The organism is Micromonospora sp. CA-269861 (genome assembly GCF_050948505.1).
Taxonomy (GTDB): domain Bacteria; phylum Actinomycetota; class Actinomycetes; order Mycobacteriales; family Micromonosporaceae; genus Micromonospora.
This window is the reverse complement of record NZ_CP192014.1, coordinates 2,360,053-2,377,593: the sequence shown is the minus strand read 5'-3', so window position 1 is coordinate 2,377,593 and position 17,541 is coordinate 2,360,053. Positions and strand designations below refer to the sequence as shown.

General features: G+C 72.0%; 18 protein-coding genes. 12 read left to right on the top strand and 6 right to left on the bottom strand.

From position 1 onward, the window contains the following. Positions 1-20 precede the first annotated feature (20 nt). The 3 genes from ACQP0U_RS10940 (at position 21) to ACQP0U_RS10930 (ending at position 1,820) form a co-directional block, all read left to right on the top strand. The gene (locus tag ACQP0U_RS10940; RefSeq protein ID WP_433318070.1) at positions 21-641 is read left to right on the top strand and encodes an L-threonylcarbamoyladenylate synthase; all 621 of its coding nucleotides are present in this window, start codon (positions 21-23) and stop codon (positions 639-641) included. A 97-nt stretch (positions 642-738) separates the two neighbouring features. Further along, on the top strand, positions 739-1,278 hold the full coding sequence (locus tag ACQP0U_RS10935; RefSeq protein WP_355423385.1) for an RNA polymerase sigma factor: 540 nt from the start codon (positions 739-741) through the stop codon (positions 1,276-1,278). Next, a complete protein-coding gene (locus ACQP0U_RS10930; RefSeq protein ID WP_433318068.1) occupies positions 1,275-1,820 on the top strand; it encodes a hypothetical protein in 546 nt (181 codons plus the stop codon). Before ACQP0U_RS10935 ends, ACQP0U_RS10930 begins: the two co-directional genes overlap by 4 nt. Here the strand turns inward: ACQP0U_RS10930 and ACQP0U_RS10925 are convergent. Together ACQP0U_RS10925 and ACQP0U_RS10920 are read right to left on the bottom strand one after the other, a co-directional pair. Next, on the bottom strand, positions 1,817-2,977 hold the full coding sequence (locus ACQP0U_RS10925) for a low temperature requirement protein A (RefSeq protein ID WP_433318066.1): 1,161 nt from the start codon (positions 2,975-2,977) through the stop codon (positions 1,817-1,819). The genes ACQP0U_RS10930 and ACQP0U_RS10925 overlap by 4 nt on opposite strands. A gap of 70 nt (positions 2,978-3,047) precedes the next feature. After that, positions 3,048-4,445 carry a protein kinase domain-containing protein gene (locus tag ACQP0U_RS10920; protein ID WP_433318064.1) on the bottom strand — a complete coding sequence of 466 codons (1,398 nt, stop codon included), beginning with the start codon at positions 4,443-4,445 and terminating at the stop codon, positions 3,048-3,050. A 122-nt stretch (positions 4,446-4,567) separates the two neighbouring features. On the opposite strand from ACQP0U_RS10920, the gene ACQP0U_RS10915 reads away from it, so the two are divergent. From ACQP0U_RS10915 to ACQP0U_RS10880, 8 genes are all read left to right on the top strand, one after another. Beyond that, positions 4,568-5,167 (top strand): hypothetical protein, encoded by a 600-nt coding sequence (locus ACQP0U_RS10915; RefSeq protein ID WP_433318062.1) that lies wholly within the window; start codon positions 4,568-4,570, stop codon positions 5,165-5,167. A gap of 130 nt (positions 5,168-5,297) precedes the next feature. Further along, positions 5,298-5,639 carry a PadR family transcriptional regulator gene (locus tag ACQP0U_RS10910; RefSeq protein WP_433318060.1) on the top strand — a complete coding sequence of 114 codons (342 nt, stop codon included), beginning with the start codon at positions 5,298-5,300 and terminating at the stop codon, positions 5,637-5,639. Then, positions 5,636-6,586, top strand: a complete 951-nt coding sequence (locus ACQP0U_RS10905; protein ID WP_433318059.1) for a permease prefix domain 1-containing protein — start codon at positions 5,636-5,638, stop codon at positions 6,584-6,586. Before ACQP0U_RS10910 ends, ACQP0U_RS10905 begins: the two co-directional genes overlap by 4 nt. Positions 6,587-6,708: 122 nt before the next feature. Then, entirely contained in the window at positions 6,709-8,046 is a 1,338-nt protein-coding gene (locus tag ACQP0U_RS10900) for a sensor histidine kinase (protein ID WP_433318058.1), read from the top strand. After that, on the top strand, positions 8,043-8,759 hold the full coding sequence (locus ACQP0U_RS10895) for a response regulator (protein ID WP_433318056.1): 717 nt from the start codon (positions 8,043-8,045) through the stop codon (positions 8,757-8,759). The genes ACQP0U_RS10900 and ACQP0U_RS10895 overlap by 4 nt, the downstream gene beginning before the upstream one ends. Before the next feature lie 81 nt (positions 8,760-8,840). Beyond that, entirely contained in the window at positions 8,841-9,734 is an 894-nt protein-coding gene (locus tag ACQP0U_RS10890) for an ABC transporter ATP-binding protein (protein WP_433318054.1), read from the top strand. Beyond that, on the top strand, positions 9,731-10,792 hold the full coding sequence (locus ACQP0U_RS10885) for an ABC transporter permease (RefSeq protein WP_433318052.1): 1,062 nt from the start codon (positions 9,731-9,733) through the stop codon (positions 10,790-10,792). The genes ACQP0U_RS10890 and ACQP0U_RS10885 overlap by 4 nt, the downstream gene beginning before the upstream one ends. Before the next feature lie 177 nt (positions 10,793-10,969). Continuing rightward, positions 10,970-12,760: a carbohydrate binding domain-containing protein gene (locus tag ACQP0U_RS10880; RefSeq protein WP_433318050.1), complete on the top strand. Its 1,791-nt coding sequence runs from the start codon at positions 10,970-10,972 to the stop codon at positions 12,758-12,760. A gap of 77 nt (positions 12,761-12,837) precedes the next feature. Here ACQP0U_RS10880 and ACQP0U_RS10875 read toward each other — a convergent pair whose 3' ends face one another. Then, positions 12,838-13,866 (bottom strand): peptidoglycan-binding protein, encoded by a 1,029-nt coding sequence (locus ACQP0U_RS10875; RefSeq protein WP_433318048.1) that lies wholly within the window; start codon positions 13,864-13,866, stop codon positions 12,838-12,840. Positions 13,867-14,117: 251 nt separating this feature from the next. Between ACQP0U_RS10875 and ACQP0U_RS10870 the strand changes: the two genes are divergently transcribed. Then, complete coding sequence (locus ACQP0U_RS10870) at positions 14,118-15,113, top strand: helix-turn-helix domain-containing protein (protein WP_433318046.1); 996 nt, start codon at positions 14,118-14,120, stop codon at positions 15,111-15,113. A 12-nt stretch (positions 15,114-15,125) separates the two neighbouring features. Here the strand turns inward: ACQP0U_RS10870 and ACQP0U_RS10865 are convergent, their stop codons facing one another. The 3 genes from ACQP0U_RS10865 to pdxT form a co-directional block, all read right to left on the bottom strand. Then, positions 15,126-15,740: a DUF402 domain-containing protein gene (locus ACQP0U_RS10865; protein WP_433318044.1), complete on the bottom strand. Its 615-nt coding sequence runs from the start codon at positions 15,738-15,740 to the stop codon at positions 15,126-15,128. A gap of 142 nt (positions 15,741-15,882) precedes the next feature. Then, positions 15,883-16,635 (bottom strand): YebC/PmpR family DNA-binding transcriptional regulator, encoded by a 753-nt coding sequence (locus tag ACQP0U_RS10860; protein ID WP_433318043.1) that lies wholly within the window; start codon positions 16,633-16,635, stop codon positions 15,883-15,885. Between the two features lie 283 nt (positions 16,636-16,918). Further along, positions 16,919-17,524 carry a pyridoxal 5'-phosphate synthase glutaminase subunit PdxT gene (pdxT, locus tag ACQP0U_RS10855; protein ID WP_433318041.1) on the bottom strand — a complete coding sequence of 202 codons (606 nt, stop codon included), beginning with the start codon at positions 17,522-17,524 and terminating at the stop codon, positions 16,919-16,921. Between the last annotated feature and the right edge of the window lie 17 nt (positions 17,525-17,541).

Genomic DNA, 17,541 nt, shown 5'->3' with positions numbered 1-17,541 from the left:
CTTGGGCCTAGGCTCGGAGGATGGCGAGGTACTACGACGTACACCCGGAGAACCCACAGCCCCGGGTCATCGGGCAGGTCGCCGACCTGATCCGCGGTGGTGGGCTGGTCGCCTACCCGACGGACTCCTGCTACGCGCTCGGCGTCCAACTGGGCAACCAGGACGGGCTGGACCGGATCCGGCAGATCCGGCATCTCGACGACCGGCACCACTTCACGCTCGTCTGCCACGACTTCGCGCAGCTCGGTCAGTTCGTCCAGATCAGCAACGCGGTCTTTCGCCTGGTGAAGGCGTCCACCCCGGGCAGCTACACCTTCATCCTGCCGGCCACCCGCGAGGTGCCCCGCCGGATGCTGCACCCGAAGAAGCGGACCGTTGGCGTGCGGGTCCCCCGGCACACCGTCACCCAGGCGCTGCTGGCCGAGCTGGCCGAACCGTTGGTGTCCAGCACGCTGGTCCTGCCCGGCGACGAGGAGCCGATGACCCAGGGCTGGGAGATCAAGGAACGGCTCGACCACCAGCTCGACGCGGTGCTCGACGCCGGCGACTGCGGCAAGGAGCCGACGACAGTGATCGACCTGTCCGGGTCCGAGCCGGAGATCCTGCGCCGGGGCGCCGGGGACGTCTCCCGCTTCGAGTAGGCACCGGTTCGGGTCGGGTGGCGGACGCTACGGGGCCGCTCCGGCGGCACCTGTCCTACGCTCAGGGATCGGCACCGGCGAGCATTGGACACCCGGCATGCCCGACGCGGACGACATCGACGCCCTGGCCCGGTCCGCCGCGCACGGCGACCCGGCCGCGCTGAACGCCCTGCTGGTCGCGGTACGCCCGGAGGTGCTGCGGCTGTGCGCCCGGTTCCTGCCCAGCCGGGAGGACGCCGAGGAGGCCTGCCAGGACACGTTGCTGGCGCTGGCCGGCGGCATCACCCGGTTCGAGGGGCGCTCCTCGTTCCGCACCTGGCTGCACCGGCTGACCGCCAACCGGGCCCGCTCCACGTACCGCACGCTGCGCCGCCGCTGCCGGCTGGAGGCCGGCGGCGTACCGGTGCCCGACCAGGCCGACCCCCGACGGACCAGCGTGGTGGCGGGCACCCGCCTCGACCTGCTCGACGCCTTCGACTCGGTCCACCCCGACCTCGCCGAGGTGGTCGCCCTGCGCGATGTCCTGGGGCTGAGCTACCCCGAGATCGCCGCCCTGCTCGACGTGCCGGTGGGCACCGTGAAGTCCCGGTTGCACCTGGCCCGACGGCAGGTCCGGCAACGGCTCGGCACCGAATGAACCAGGCCTCGTTCCGCCGGCTCGTCGTCGTCCTCGCGGCCACAGTGGGGGTCGCCGCCTGCGGCGCCGACGCCGTCTCGCCACTGCCCGTGCAACCGCCCGGCCCGAGCCGCTCGACGCCGACACCCTCCGCGACCTCCTCGATCTCCGCGATTCCCACGCCCACCGGGTCGCCGTCCCGCCCGCCGCCGACAAGCGCGCGGCCGGTCGCGGCACCGCCCGCACCCACCAGGACGAGGGGTACGCCCCGAACGACTCCCCCGTCGAGCGACGCGACGCCGGCCTGTCAGGGAGCGGTCCGCTACGACCTGCCGCTCGCCGAGACCGAGGTCGAGCTGCTGAAATCGCTCTGCTTCGCCACCGGTGCGGTGCTGCGTATCCAGGGCATCGGGCCGGGGCTCGTCACCGTGGACCGCCCGGAGCTGGTCTCCCAGCAGTACGAGGCGGGCGTGGTGGACATCCGCTTCGTCCGCACCGGCACCGTCGACGTGACGATCCCGAAGGACGGCCGGGAGCACACCATCACCGTGGTGGTCCGCTAGCCGCTGGATCGGTGCCGGGCCCGGAGGAACTCGGCGGCGGCGACCCCCGCCAGCACCAGACCGGCGGCGACGCTCACCGCCAGACCGGGCAGGTGCGGCGCGACCGGGGCAAGAACGACCGTCACGACGACGCCGACGACGTGCGACAACGGCAACCGCTCGTAGACCTCGTACTCGAGCATCGCCCGACCGCACAGCACCAACGCGGCACCGCCCAGGATGAGCGCGGTCATCGGCCCGCCCGGCCGCTCGCCGGGCTGCTCGATGATTCGTTCGACACCGGCGGCCGTGCCGACCACCCCGGCGATCATCAGCCAGTGCGCGTACGGGTTGGTCTGCACCAGCCGGGCCGGGTGGGGCGACGACTCGATGGCGGCGCGCAGCGTCGCGCCGGCTCCCCGGGCGTAGCTCCACCAGAGCACCGCGGCCGTGAGGAAGGCGATCCCGAAGGTGGCCACCCGATCCGCGGTGAACGGTTGGTGGCCCAGGCTGAGGACGCTGACCAGGACCAGCTCACCCAGGGACAGGATGTAGATCTGCTGGTAGCGCTCGGCAAGGTGCTCGGGCACCACCTTGTAGCGCGGCAGAGGTGCCCGACCGGGGAGCGGAAAGCGCAGACCGAACGCGGTGTAGTCAGCCGTCAGCGCGGCCAGCCACAGCCCGAACCGCCAGCCGGGGTCGGCCACCAGGCCGCCGACCACCCAGAGGGTCCCCGTGCCGATGTCCCAGATCAGGGCGCGTACCGGACGCTCCTGCTCCGGCCGGCCCCGCAGGGACCAGGCGAGCACCAGCCCACGGACCAGGAAGATCGCGACCCAGGTACCGCTGAAGATCAACCCGTGGTCACCGAACGCCGTGGGCAGCGCGGCGGACATCAGCATCAGGCCGAACATGCTGCCCAGGATCAGCAGCGGGACCGGCTGCTTCCGGGGGCTGTAGCTGTCGGTGATCAGCGTGGTGGTCACCCAGACCGCGAACAGCGTCGACAGCAGGAGCAGCGCCTGGGCGATGCCGATCCAGCTCTGGTCGGCGGCCATCTTCCGTGAGGTCATCGCCAGGCCGGCGACCAGGGCGAGGTCGAAGAACAGCTCCAGCAGATCCGTACGCGCTGACCCGTTCGGCGTGCGGATCGGCGCCCGGCGCGTGCCGCCGCTCACCGGCTCGGCTCCTGGGCCACGATGACAGCTTCACACCCTGCTGGCCGCCGCCGGGCAGGTTCGGCCGCACCTACCGCAGGCGTACGCCGGCGAGCAGGGTGTCCACGAAGTCGGGTCCGCTGTCCGCCGGCGGGGTGATCTGCACGTACACCAGGGCGGGTCGGCCCGGGTGCAGGGCCGCCGTCTCGATGATCTGCGGCCGACCCCGGTCGCAGCGGTACGCCACCACGGTCCACTCGACGCCGGCCTGCCGGGTGACGCGCGTCGGCGCGGGCGTGCAGTCGCCGTGCGTGCGCTCGGCCAGGAACCCGGTGGGCGTGGCGCGTGCCGCCGTGCTGGCGGAGAGGCCGACGAACGCGCCAGGCAGGCGCGGGTCGGCGGCCCAGCGGCGGGGTTGCGGCGACATCACCAGCGCCGGTTCCGGTTCGCCGTCGGCACCGTACTGACCGGCCCAGGTGGCACCCGTGGCGGACCAGCCGGGCGGCAACGCCACGGTCAGCGGCCCTGTCGTGTACGTACCGCCGACCGGCCGAGCCGAGCCGGCGCCACCCGGCTCGGCGCCCACCCCACCCACCGCGGCGATGGTCACGACGGCGGCCCCGGCCAGCCGCCACCGGTGCGGTCGGCGGGCCCCTGCCCGAGGTGGCGGCCGTCCCGCCGTGCCGCTCGCGCTGGTCAACGCGGAGTGCAGGGCTGCGGCGTCGGGATAACGGTCGGCCGGGCGGTGGGCGGTGGCCCGGACGAGCACCGCCGCGACCGCTGGCGGCACGTCGTCCCGTAGCCGGATCTCCGGGGCGCGCCGGGGCGGATCGGGTCCGGTCGGGTTCGCGTCCGACGGGTCGCAGGCCAGCAGCCGGATCCCGAGCCGGCCGAGCCCGTACACGTCGGCGCGCGTGTCGACCACCGCGCCCGGGTCGTCCTGCTCGGGGGCCATGTAACCGGGGGTGCCGGCCCGGGCGGTCAGGCCGGAGGCGGCGGCGAGCGCCTTGGCGAGGCCGAGATCGGCGATCAGCACCTGTTCGGCACCGTCAGGACCGGCGGAGCGGAACAGGATGTTGCCCGGGGTGAGATCGCGGTGCACGACGCCGTGCCGGTGCAGCACGGCGACACCGGCGCAGACCTCGCCGAGCAGCCGCAGCGCCGCTGGCGCGGGGATCTCGCCAACGGCCAGCCGGTCGCGCAGGCTGCCCCCGTCCGCCCAGGCCAGGACGGCGTACGGTCGGCCGTCGGGCAACTCGCCGACGGCGTGCACCCGGATCAGCCGTTCGTGCTGCAGCCGGCGCAGCAACCGAGCCTCGTCGAGGAAGCGTTCCCGGACGCGCAGGTCGTGGCTCCAGTTCTCGGCCAGCACCTTGATCGCCACGTGCGCGTCGAGCACCCGGTCGTAGCCCAGCCAGACCGTGGCGAACGAACCCACGCCGAGCAGTCGCTCGATGGCGTAGGGCCCGATCCGCAGTGGAGCCGTCACCGTGTATCACCCCCGGCCGGCGCTTCTCTGCACAGTAGACCGCGCCGGTCGGAATCCCGACGAACCGTTGGCCCCGGCGCGGTGACTAACAGGGCAGGAGACCCATCACCGAAGGAGCCACCATGAACCGTCCCGCGATCCTCCTCACCACTGCCGCGTTGGCGCTCGGCACGCTCCTGCCGGCGACCGTCGCCGGCCCGGCGTCGGCGGCGCTCCTGGCCGGCGGCACTGCGCCCGCCTCGGCGCGTGGTCCGCTCGCCGTAGCCGTCGGGCACAGCCACCCGCAGGTGCTCAGCGTCGGCGGCGCCGGCGTGTACCGCATCGGCGCCAGCCTGGCGTCGCTCACCACCAACGGACACATCGACTGGACCGCGCCGGCCTGCGGCGGGGTGGTGCACGCCGGCGCGACCGGCTCCTGGGCGGGCGTGCTCCTGCTGGCCTTCCGCGACGGGCGACTGGTGGAGGTCGGTACGGCCACCGCGCCGCCGCGATCTCCGGCGGGCGCCACGGTCGGCATGTCCTTCGACGAGCTGGAGGCCATCTACGGCCGGCGGGGCTCGCTGATCCGCAACGACGCGGGGGACGCCGAGGCGTACCTGGTCCGTGTCGGTTCGCGGGTGGAGCTGTTCACCGGGCACCCGATCCGGCCCGGGGTGGGCTACTTCCAGATCGGCCCGGCGAGCTTCGTCGAGCGGAACTTCCGGCAGGGCGTGTCCTGCTGACTTTTCCCAGGTGCGGGGCGTCCGGTGTCGACCGGGCGCCCCGCCTGTCGTGTCAGGCCCGACGGAGGTTGGGCGGACACGATGATGTCGGCCTAGACAACAGTGTGTGCCACACAGTATGGTGTGACACATGGTTAGCGAGGACGTTCTACGGACGCACCTACAGGAGTTGCGTCGAGGCACCGTCGTGGTGGCCAGCCTGGTCGCGCTACGCCTACCGGACTACGGCTACGCACTGCTGCAACGGCTCACCGACCACGGCTTCCCGGTCGACGCCAACACCCTCTATCCGCTGCTGCGCCGCCTGGAGGACCAGGGGCTGCTGACCAGCGAGTGGAACACCGAAGAGAGCCGACCGCGCAAGTTCTACCGGACCAGCGACGAGGGCGAGTCGATGCTGAACCGGCTCCTCGACGACCTCGCCACCGTGCAGACCTCCATCACCGGCCTGATCCAAGGAGTGGACCGATGAACACCCTGACCGACCGCTACCTCGCCGCCACCCTGCGCTCGGTGCCCACCCAGCGCCGCGACGAGATCGCCACGGAGCTGCGTGCCTCCATCGACGACATGATCGAGGGTCGGACCGATGGAGGGCAGGACGCGACCACCGCCGAGCGGGAGGTGCTCACCGAGCTGGGCAACCCGGACGTGCTGGCCGCCCGGTACGCCGACCGCCGGCTGCAGCTCATCGGCCCGACCTACTACCTGCTCTGGCTGCGACTGCTGAAGCTGCTGCTCAGCTTCATCCCGGCGCTCGTCGGCACGATCGTCACAGTGGTCGAGGCGGCCGAAGGAAAGGGATTCGGAGCCATCGGGCCGGGCATCGTCGCGGCCATGCAGGTGGCCGTGCAGATCGCCTTCTGGCTCACCCTGACCTTCGCCATCATCGAGCGCACCCAGACGGCCGTGGACCTGCCGAAGTGGACGGTCGACCAGCTGCCCGACGCACCGGTGCGACGAGGCATCCCCCTCGCCGACACCATCGCATCCGTGATCATGCTGCTGCTGACCATCGCGTACCTGCCGCTTCAGCACTACCACTCCTGGGTGCGCGGCACCGACGGCGAGAACATCGCGGTCCTCGACCCGGCTCTGTGGTCGTTCTGGCTGCCGGCGTTGATCGGGGTGCTGGCGCTCAGCGTGATCTTCGAGATCGTCAAGTACCGGATCGACCGCTGGACCTGGGCCCTGTTCGGCGCGAAGGCGCTGCTCAACCTGGCGTTCGCGGTGCCGCTGGCGTGGCTGGCGCTCTCCGACCGACTGCTCAACCCGGCCCTGGCCGAGCGCCTGAGCTGGGTGGCGGAGGCGGACAACCGGGACTCCCTCGGCCTGGCCATCGCGGTGGGCGCGGCCGCGATCGTGGTCTGGGACCTGGTCGACACAGCCCGGAAGACCCGCCAGCAGACGACCGCGTGAGCGACACCAGAGTAGGCGGCCCGGCGCGTACCCCGCGCCGGGCCGCCGCCCGTCGGCGTGACCGCGCAGGAACCGGCGTGCCCGGTCGGCAAGCCGGGCGGGTGGCGTGGCATCGTTCCGGGATGACCGTGGCACCGCGAGAGGAATGGCGCCGGCCGGGTCCGACCACGGAACAGCGCCGGTTCGACCTGTGGATCGGGCTGGCGGTGACCGGGCTGGCGCTGGTGAGCCTCACCCTGGCCCGCAGCGCCGGGGCGTTCCTGCTGGGCCCACCACCATCCGGGCCGGAACAGCTGTTCTGGACCGTCGCGGTGACGCTACCGCTGATCTGGCGACGACGCTGGCCGCTGGCGACCCTGCTGATCGTCTCGGTGGTGTTCATCGGCGCCCAGGCACGATCGGCCCCGGAGACCCAGTTCTCCGCCTGGGCCCTGTTCTGCGTCATCTACACCGCTGGCGCCTGGGGGCAGGACCATCGGCTGGCCCGCCGGCTGCGGATCGGCGTGATCGTCACCATGTTCACCTGGCTGGGCGTCTATTACGCCGTGACCATCGACCACATCCCCGCTGATTCCTTCGATGACGCGGTTGGGCCGGTGCCACCCGTGCTCGCGGCGATGGTCACCGGGGTGCTGGTCAACGTGCTGACTCTCGGGTTCGCCTACTTCTTCGGTGAGACCGCCTGGGTGGCCGCGCGCCGCGAGCACGAGCTGCGCGCGCAGGCCGAGGATCTGCGCCGGTCGCAGGCCGAGGCCCGGGAGCGGGCGGTACTCGGCGAACGGGTCCGGATCGCCCGGGAGCTGCACGACGTGGTCGCCCACCACGTGTCGGTGATGGGCGTGCAGGCGTCCGCCTGCCGCCGGGTGTTCGACCGCGACCCGGACAAGGCCCGCACCGCACTGAGCGCCATCGAGCAGAGTGCCCGCACCGCCGTCGACGAGCTGCGTCGGATGCTCGGCGTGCTGCGGACCTCCGCCGGCACCGACGCCGCGCCGCCGACAGCCGGCGGCGTCGAGCGGATCGACGAGCTGGTCGCTCGGGCTCGGGCCGCCGGGCTGACGGCCACCCTCGGGGTGTACGGCGACCCGGTCGCGCTGCCCGAATCGGTCTCCCAGACGGCCTACCGGGTGACGCAGGAAGCGGTGACCAACACCCTGAAGCACGCCGAGGCGGCCCTACTGGACGTGCGGGTCAGGTACCTGGCCCGGGAGGTGGAGGTCGACGTGACCGACGACGGGCGGACCAGCGGCCGGGCCAATCCGGCGGGGTTGGGCCTGATCGGGATGCGCGAACGGGTCAGCGCCCACGACGGCGACCTGGAGGTCGGGCCGAGGGCCGGCGGCGGTTGGCGGGTACGCGCCCGCTTCCCCCTCGCGGCGTCGGCGGAGCTTCCGGTGGGCCCGCAGCGGGAATCGGGCGACAGGCACCAGGCGGCGGCCGGCGCGGAGCCTTCGGCATGAGCGCGGCGACCCACCACGCAACCGACACCGGCCCGACGGTCCGGGTGCTGCTCGCCGACGACCAGCATCTCGTCCGTACCGGCTTCCGGGTCATCCTCGAGGTGGAGGACGACATCGAGGTGGTCGGTGAGGCCGCCGACGGCGAGCGGGCCGTCAGCATGACCCGGGCCACCCGCCCCGACGTCGTACTCATGGATGTGGAGATGCCCGGGATGGACGGCCTGGAGGCCACCCGGCAGATCGTCGCCGACGGCCCCGGCGCACCCGCGGTGCTGATCCTCACGACCTTCGACCGCGACGACTACCTGTTCGCCGCGCTACGGGCCGGGGCCAGCGGCTTCCTGCTCAAGAACGGCACGCCGGAGGAGCTGGTCGAGGCGATCCGGGTGCTGGCCAGGGGCGACGGCCTGCTCGCCCCGGAGATCACCCGCCGGGTGATCTCCACCTTCGCCCGACCCGGCGACCCGGCGGGCACCGCCCACCGAGGCCCCGACGCCGACGCCGCGCTGGCCGAGCTGACCCCGCGCGAACGGGAGGTGCTGATGCTGCTCGCCGCCGGGTCGAGCAACGCGGAGATCGCCGCGACCATCCACCTGGGCGAGGCGACGGTGAAGACGCACGTGAGTCGGGTGCTTGCCAAACTCGGCCTGCGCGACCGGGTACAGGCCGTGGTGTTCGCATACGAGAACGGGGTCGTCCGGCCCGGCGGGTGACAGCCGTCCACCGCGAGGTGGACCCGCCCGCTCACCCGGCGGGCGGACGGCGCAGCGGCGTAATCGATCTAGCGTGAGTGCGTGACCAGAACGCTTCGCCTCGACGGCGTCGACCGCAGCTTCGGCGACCGTCAGGTGCTCAGGAACGTGTCCTTCGAGGTGTCCGCCGGCCGGATGACCGGTTTCGTGGGCGCCAACGGCGCCGGCAAGACCACCACCATGCGGATCATCCTGGGCGTCCTCGCCCCCGACGCCGGCGAGGTGAGCTGGGGCGGCACCACGCTGACCCGGCAGGACCGTCGGCGCTTCGGCTACATGCCGGAGGAGCGGGGCCTCTACCCCAAGATGACCACCCGCGAGCAGGTGACCTACCTGGGCCGGCTGCACGGGTTGGACGCCGCCGCGGCACGGCGTTCCACCGACGCGCTGCTGGACCGGGTCGGGCTCGGTGAGCGCGGCGACGACCTGCTGGAGACGCTGTCGCTGGGCAACCAGCAGCGCGCCCAGATCGCCGCCGCGCTGGTGCACGACCCCGAGGTGCTGGTGCTCGACGAACCGTTCTCCGGCCTCGACCCGCTGGCCGTGGAGACCGTCGTGGCCGTGCTGCGGGAGCGTGCCTCGGCCGGCGCGCCGGTGCTGTTCTCCAGTCACCAGCTCGACGTCGTGGAGCGCCTCTGCGACGACCTGGTGATCATCGGGGACGGGGTGATCCGGGCCGCCGGCAGCCGGCAGCAGTTGCGCGACTCGTACACAGTGCCCCGTTTCGAGCTGGTCGTGGAGCACGACGCCGGCTGGGTACGCGACCACCCCGCTGTGACAGTGGTCGAGCTGGACGGCGCTCGCGTGGTCTTCGACCTGCCGGCCGGCACCGACGAACAGCCCGTGCTGCAGGCGGCCCTCGCGCGCGGCCCGGTCCGCGCCTTCCGCCCGGTCAGCCCCTCGCTCACCGAGATCTTCCGAGAGGTCACCCAGTGAACGTCACCCAGGCCACCCGGCTGGTCGCCGAACGCGAGATCCGGGTCAAGCTCCGCGACCGTACCTTCCTGTTCGGCACGCTGTTCTTCCTGCTGATCGCCGCGGCGGGCACCATCCTGCCGCCGCTGTTCTCCGGCGGGCCGTCCACTGTGGCGGCCACCGAGAGCGTGGCCGCGCCACTGCGCGCCGCCGGGCTGGAGGTCCGGGTCGTCGCCGACGACCGGGCCGCCGAGCAGGCCGTCCGCGACGACGACGTGGACGCCGCTGTGGTCGCCGGACCGGCCGTCCTCGCGATGGATGACGCCCCCGACGACGTGGTGAAGGCCCTGAGCACCCAGCCGACCGTCCGCCTGCTCGACCCGGACGCGGTCGACCCGGTGGTGGCGTTCCTGGTGCCGTTCGTCTTCGCGTTCGTCTTCTTCCTCACCTCGCAGACGTTCGGTGTGCAGATCGCGCAGAGCGTCATCGAGGAGAAGCAGACCCGGATCGTGGAGATCCTGGTCGCCGCCGTGCCGGTGCGGGCCCTGCTGGCCGGGAAAGTGGTGGCGGGCGCCATCCTGGCGTTCGCGCAGATCGCGTTGATCGCGGTGGTGGCGGTGATCGGGCTGCAGATGGGCGACAGCGGCGGGCTGCTCACCCTGCTCGCCCCGGCGATCGGCTGGTTCGTGCCGTTCTTCCTGGTCGGTTTCGTGCTGCTCGCCGCCATGTGGGCGGCGGCCGGCGCGCTGGCCAACCGGCAGGAGGACATCGCCGCCGTGTCGACGCCCGTGCAGCTCGCCGTCATGCTGCCGTTCTTCGCGGTGATCTTCCTGAACGACAACGCCACCGCGATGCGAGTGCTGTCCTACCTGCCGTTCTCGTCGCCCACGGCCATGCCGTTGCGGCTGTTCACCGGCGACGCGGCGCCGTGGGAGCCGATCGTCTCGCTGGTCATCCTGCTGCTCGCCGCCGGCGCGTTCCTCCTCGCCGGGGCCCGGGTGTACGAGGGGTCGCTCCTGCGCACCAACGGCCGGACCTCGCTGCGTACCGCCTGGCGGGAGCGGGAGACGATCGGCTGAGCCGACGGTTCGCCCGTGCGGGCGTCGGTGTCCTGATCGGATGCCGGCGCCCGTTGCCGTACGGCACCGTTCCGCGCGTTGTTCGGTGGCTGCGAACAGCGCGAACGCTCCTACGGTGAGCCGATCCTCACGGCAACGACCTGGTCGTCGCCGGTCCCCGGACCGGAAAGGCTCTCGATGTCCCCACCGATCGACGCGCGGAAACTCCGAGGTCTGCTCAGCGTGGTGCTCGCGGTCGCCCTCGCCGGCACCCTCACGGCCCTCGTCCGCCCCACGCCGGCCGCCGCCGCCCCGGGCGACCTCATCCTCAACGGCACATTCGACAACGGCAGCACCCAGCCCTGGTGGACCCGGCTCGCCTCGACCAGCACGACGGTCAACGCCGGGCAACTGCGCGTCCGCACCAGCGCGACGGTCGGCAAACCCGTCTGGGAGGACCTGGTCGGCCACTTCGAGTTCGGCGTGACGGCCGCGCAGCCGTACCGGTTGCAGTTCGACGCCTCCGCCGACGTCAGCCGACCCGTGCGCGTCTCGGTCTCCCGTGCCGACACGCCCTTCACCTCCGCCGTCGACCAGAGCGTCACGCTCACGCCCACGACGCGCCGGTTCACCTTCGACTTCGCGTCCCCGTTCGCAGACCCGAAGGCGGTGCTGCTGTTCCACTTCGGCGGCCAGGCCGCCTCGACGGTCCGGTTGGACAACATCTCGCTCACCCCGCTGGCCGTGAACCCGGCCACCGACCCGATCCTGTACTGGAACGGCGTCCTGTTGAGCACGTACAAGGCGCTGGACCTGCCGCCCACCTCCTCCTCGCGGGAGGCCGCGATCCTGCACGCGGCGATGCACGACGCCGCCGTCTCGGTCACCGGTGTCGGAAGTCCCTACCGGGTACGGGTTCCGGTCAGTTACCCGGGCACCATGGACAACGTCGTCGCACCGTCACTGCACGCGGCCATCGACCGTGCCGCGTACGACGTGCTGAGCGCCCTCTACGGCGGCCAGGGCCAGTCCTACTCCCAGGCCCTCGCCGGCGCTGTCGCCCTCCGGCCCTCCGGGGTGAACGCCGCCGAGGTCGCCCGCGGTGACACCGTCGGCGCGGCGGCGGCAGCCGCCAACCTCCAGGCCCGCGCCAACGACGGCTCCGGCAACAACACCCCGTACCAACTGGACGGCGTGCCCGGGTCGTGGCGGCCGACGAACGGCAAGGCGGCGATCAGCCCGAACTGGGGACTGGTCACCCCGTTCGCGCTCACCTCCGGCCGGCAGTTCCGGCCCGGTCTACCGGCCGGCGCCACCGGCTATGCCGACCTGCTCAACAAGCAGGAGTACCGCACCCAGGTGCAGGAGATCCGCGACTACGGCGGTCGGACGTCGTCGCTGCGGACCGCCGAGCAGACGCAGATCGCGTTCTTCTGGGCCAACGACCTCGGGGGCACGTACAAGCCGCCGGGTCAACTCTTCGCGCACACCCGGATCGTGTCGGAGCAGCGTCAGCTCGGCATCCTGGCCAACGCCCGGCTCTTCGGGCTTGTCGCCCTCTCCCTCGCCGACGCCGCCATCGCCGCCTGGGACGCGAAGTACCAGACGCCCATCGACCTGTGGCGGCCGGTGAGCGCCATCGAGGCGACGGAGGGCCCCGGTTGGCAGCCGCTGTCGAAAAACCGCGCGGGGGAGCCGTACACGCCGGCATTCCCGGCCTACATCTCCGGGCACGCCACCTTCGCTGGGGCCTGGTCGGCGGTGATGAAGGGCTTCTTCGGCACCGATGCGATCGCCTTCGACGCCACCACTGACGATCCGCACGCCGTGGGCGTGGTCCGGCACATGACCGGCTTCGACAAGGCCGCCGAGGAGAACGCGATGAGCCGGATCTACCTCGGCGTGCACTACCGGTTCGACGCGGACGCCGGGCTCGCCACCGGACGGTCCGTGGGCGCGTACGTGGTCGCCAACCGGCTGCGGCCGTGAGTGGTCAGACGGAATAACGGGGGGATGCTCCCCGTCCGGTTCGTGGACCGGGCGGGGAGCATCATTACGCGTGACCGCTACGCCGCGCACTTCCAGTGGCCGAAGTCGCCGGTACGGGACCAGACCTCCCGTGCCGTCCCGATGTTCCAGGCCGGATCCAGCACCGTCCGGCGGTCGACGCCGAACCGGGACACCTCCGTGTCGCTGAACTGGAACAACCCCCAGCGTCGCGACCCGTCCTCGACCATCTCCACCCGGTACGGGTCCAGTCCGGACAGGCAGTGCGCCACCTGCACCGCTCCGGTCGGGTCCTCCGGGAACATCCATCGCAGGTGCTTGCGGATCCGGTCCTCCGTCCAGGCGGCGGGCACCCTCCGAGGACCCGCCAACTCGTCGAACAACCGCTCGTCCACGGTGCCACTGACCGGCAGGTCACCAAACGCCTGGAACACCATCACCCGGCTGGTGGTGTCCGGGCCGAACCAACCGTCGACAGGCACGGTGAGTCCGTCGGCCACCAGGTTCTCCTGGAGGGTCAGCACGCAGGGGCCGTACATGCCCTGGCGCAGCACCGCCGGGCAGCCAGCGGTCGGCGAGCTGTCCGCTGTGGGAGTGGGGTGGGGTGGCAGCGCCCCGGACGCCCCGACCGTCAGGACGCCGAGCATCGCCAGCAACGCCAGCCGGAGCCAGCGACGGGCCGGCCAGGGCGCCTCGGGTCGCGTCGGCACCACGCCGACGCTCGGGCGGACGGTCGCCGGAATGATCGTGGACGGGGCGGCAGGGGGCCGTACCGCACCGCTCTCCCTTCGACCCTGCTCGCCGAGGCGGACCTCGAGGTCCCGCCGTGTCTCCAACCACCGCTCGACCTCGACCGCAGGGGTGTCGCAGGCGGCCAGCAGCGCGATGACTGTGCGCTCCCGGGGCAGCGTCGTCCGCCCCAGCATCGTCGCGAGGGTGCTCGGCGGCAGCCAGTGTCCGGCCGCCGAGGCGCGCCGAGCAAGCTCCCGATAGGTCAGGCCGGACCGCCACCGCACGTCCCTGAGCGACGATACGTACTCCCCCGCCGTGGCCGGCTGCGGCACCGGATCCCGGGCAGCGTCATCCATCGAATCTCCCCGTGTCGTTGAGGTGGTCGAGCCCGGACCATTGCCGGCGCGAGCCCGCGGCCGCCACCTGTCAGCGGCGCGGCCATCGAGAAAAGACGCTAGATAAGCCGGTGGGCGAGGACAATGCCCTGGTCGCCGCGCTGCGCTGTCCGGGCAGCTCACGGGCCCATGTCCGGATCTTGTCCGACCATCTCGGACAGTCACCGGGACCCGGTTTGCCCGCGCGTCCACGGTGTCTGCAGAATCGTGCGATGACCACGGGGGAGCTACGCCCGGACGACGCGTCCGACCCGGCCGAGTTCGTCGAGATGCTGCGCCAGCTCAAGGACCGGTCGGGGCTGACATACCGGCAACTGGAGCAGCGCGCCGCGTCGACGGGTGACGTGCTGGCCCGTAGCACCGCCGCCGACATCCTGCGCCGGTCCAGCCTGCCGCGCCCCGAGGTGGTGGCCGCGTTCGTGCGGGCCTGCGGTGCGGAAGATCAGGTCGAGACGTGGCTACGGGCTCGGCACCGCCTCGCGGCAGGTCAGTTCGCCCCGCCGTCGCCGGCAGCGGACCTGCCGCCGGTCGACGCGGTCACGACCGTGGCCCCGGAACGCGCCGGCCCGGCCCGCCCACGCTGGTTCGCCCGGCCCGCGCCGCTGGCGCTCCTCGTCGTCGCCGCCCTGCTGGCCGCGCTCGGCGTGGGCTTCTGGATCGAGCGGCGCGACGATGAGCAGGGGAAGGCCGCGCAACTCACCGATCCGACCGCCTCGGCGAGTGGCGGCGCCCGTGCGCCGAGCGCGGGACGCAGCCAGATCCGCCCTGTCGGCAACCCGCACCTCTGCCTCACCGAGGGCCGCGATCGCACCGGCCAGTACACCAAGGAGATAGCGGTCCAGCGTCCCTGCGCGGAGGCCACCCCGCCGGACACCGCGTTGGTACCGGTGGCCGACGGTATGTACTTCATTCAGTGGGTCCACCCGGTGCACGGAAAGGGCTGCCTCACCGTCCGCGAGGAGGACCCCGGCCGAAACCTGCTCGAACCCTGGAACGAGAAGGATTGCAGCGCCAGCAGGTCGAAGCAGGTGTTCCGCTTCGAACCGACCGGAGCGGCGCCCGACGCGTACCGCATCCGGCCCGACCGCAGCGAGCTGTGCGTCGGCCTGCGCGACGACGACGGCGACGTGTCGGCCGCGGCGCTTGTCGAGCCGTGCACCGGCGGCCCGGATCAGGTGTTCCTGGTCAACGCGCTGCCGGGGAACTGACGACGCCGCCGCTCAGCGGGCGGGTGGCACCCGGTCCCAGCCGGCGGGCAGCGGGGTCGCCGTCCAGGCGGGGTCGGGCTGCCAGGTGGCCCACGCCGGGTCCCACCAATGCTCGCCCTCGTCGAGCAGGGCGGCGATCCGGTCGCCCTCGGCCTGGATGGCGTCGGCCATGCCCGGGTAGCGCCCCTCGACGAGGCGCTGGGCGAACATCTCGACGTCCTTCCAGACGTACCGGTCGGCGTCCGCGGCCCACCACAGGTCCAGTTCGTGGTCCAGGGTGTCCACCCCGATCGGCGTACGCCGCACCGGGTCCTGGAGGTTGAAGTACCAGCCGGCGAAGTCGCGCCCCGGCCCCGTCCAGAACACGTCGATCGAGTGCGCCTCACCGGGGCGTTGCAGCATCAGCTTGCCGTGCCCCGACCAGGAACGGTGCCCGGCAGCCTCCCACGGGTGCCGCCCGCACGGGAAGACGCCGGTCTCCGGGAAGCCGAACTCGGCCCCTGGTGGGAGGTAGAGGGCGAGCAGGTCGGGCGAATCCTCGACACAGATCGTCGGGCAGCCGAACCAGACCTCGTCGCGCAACACCTCACGCCGCACGACGGTGTCGCCGGTAGAGAACCGCTCCACCACGACCCCAACACCTCCTCGCTCGCCACCCGAAGCGCAACCCTGCCGCGATCTTGCACTTTCTGTTGACAATATGCCGGTGTATGGCCCGGTCTGTCGGGACAGAAAGTGCAAGATCGCGGCGAGGTGGGGATGGGTCGGGTCAGGCGTCGACTGCCGCCATCACGTCGTCGGAGATGTCGAAGTTGGCGTAGACGTTCTGCACGTCGTCGCAGTCTTCCAGGACGTCGATCAGCTTGAAGATCTTGCGCGCGCCCTCTTCGTCCAGTGGCACGTTGACGCTCGGGATCAGGGAGGACTCGGCCGACTCGTACTCGATGCCGGCGTCCTGCAGCGCCGTCCGCACCGGGATCAGGTCGGTCGGCTCGGAGACCACCTCGTACGCCTCGCCGATGTCGTTGACCTCTTCGGCGCCGGCGTCCAGGACGGCAAGCATCACGTCGTCCTCGCTGGCGCCCTCCTTGGGGACGATCACCACGCCCTTGCGGGAGAACATGTACGACACCGATCCGGCGTCGGCGAGCGAGCCGCCGTTGCGGGTCAGCGCGGTCCGTACCTCGGTCGCCGCGCGGTTGCGGTTGTCCGTGAGGCACTCGATGAGCATGGCCACGCCGCTCGGGCCGTACCCCTCATACATGATCGTCTGCCAGTCGGCGCCGCCGGCCTCCAGGCCGGAGCCGCGCTTGACGGCGCGATCGATGTTGTCGTTCGGCACCGAGCTCTTCTTCGCCTTCTGGATGGCGTCGAAGAGCGTCGGGTTGCCGGACGGGTCACCGCCGCCGGTCCGCGCAGCCACCTCGACGTTCTTGATCAGCTTGGCGAACATCTTGCCGCGCTTGGCGTCGATGACGGCCTTCTTGTGCTTGGTCGTCGCCCACTTTGAGTGGCCGGACATCTTCTACCTCCGTTGCTACCCGCCGTCTGCATCGACCGCACCGCTCACGCCCCGCTCCCGCCGGCGCACGCGGAGGTGCCGGTCAGCCCTGGTGGAAGCCGTGGCGGGCAGATGGCCCTGCCGAATCTCCGCAATCCTACCGACGTACCCCGGGTCGCTGTCATGCACCGCGCGCGGCGGGGCCGCCCGGTCCCCACGGACCAGGGCAGACGGGACATAAAACCCCGGGCCCGGCCACGGCAGCGGCGAGCATCATGGACAGCCCGCCGCGGTCGCCCGCTCATCAGGACGCGGCGCGGACCAGGTCCACGAAGTACGCGTGCACCCGCAGGTCACCGGTCAGCTCCGGGTGGAACGAGGTGGCCACCAGGTTGCCCTGTCGGACCGCCACGATCCGGTCGACGGCCGGACCGTCGGACACCACCCCGATGACCTGGACACCGGCACCGACCCGCTCGACCCACGGCGCGCGGATGAACACCGCGTGGAACGGCTCGCCCGGCACCCCGGCGACGGTCACCGGCGCCTCGAACGAGTCGACCTGCCGGCCGAACGCGTTGCGCCGGACGGTCATGTCGATGCCGGAGAAACCCCGCTGATCGGGTCGGCCGTCGAGCACCTCGGTCGCCAGCATGATCATGCCGGCGCAGGAGCCGTAGACCGGCATGCCGTCGGCGATCCGCTTGTCGATCGGCTCGCGCATCTCGAAGATGTCGGCGAGCTTGCTCATGGTGGTGGACTCGCCGCCGGGGATGACCAGGCCGTCGACCGCGTCCAGCTCCGCCGGACGGCGGACCGGGCGGGCGTCCGCGCCCGCCGCGGCCAGCGCCGCCACGTGCTCGCGGACGTCGCCCTGGAGCGCGAGCACACCGATCACGGGTGCCGTCACCGTCGCACCGTTCCTCT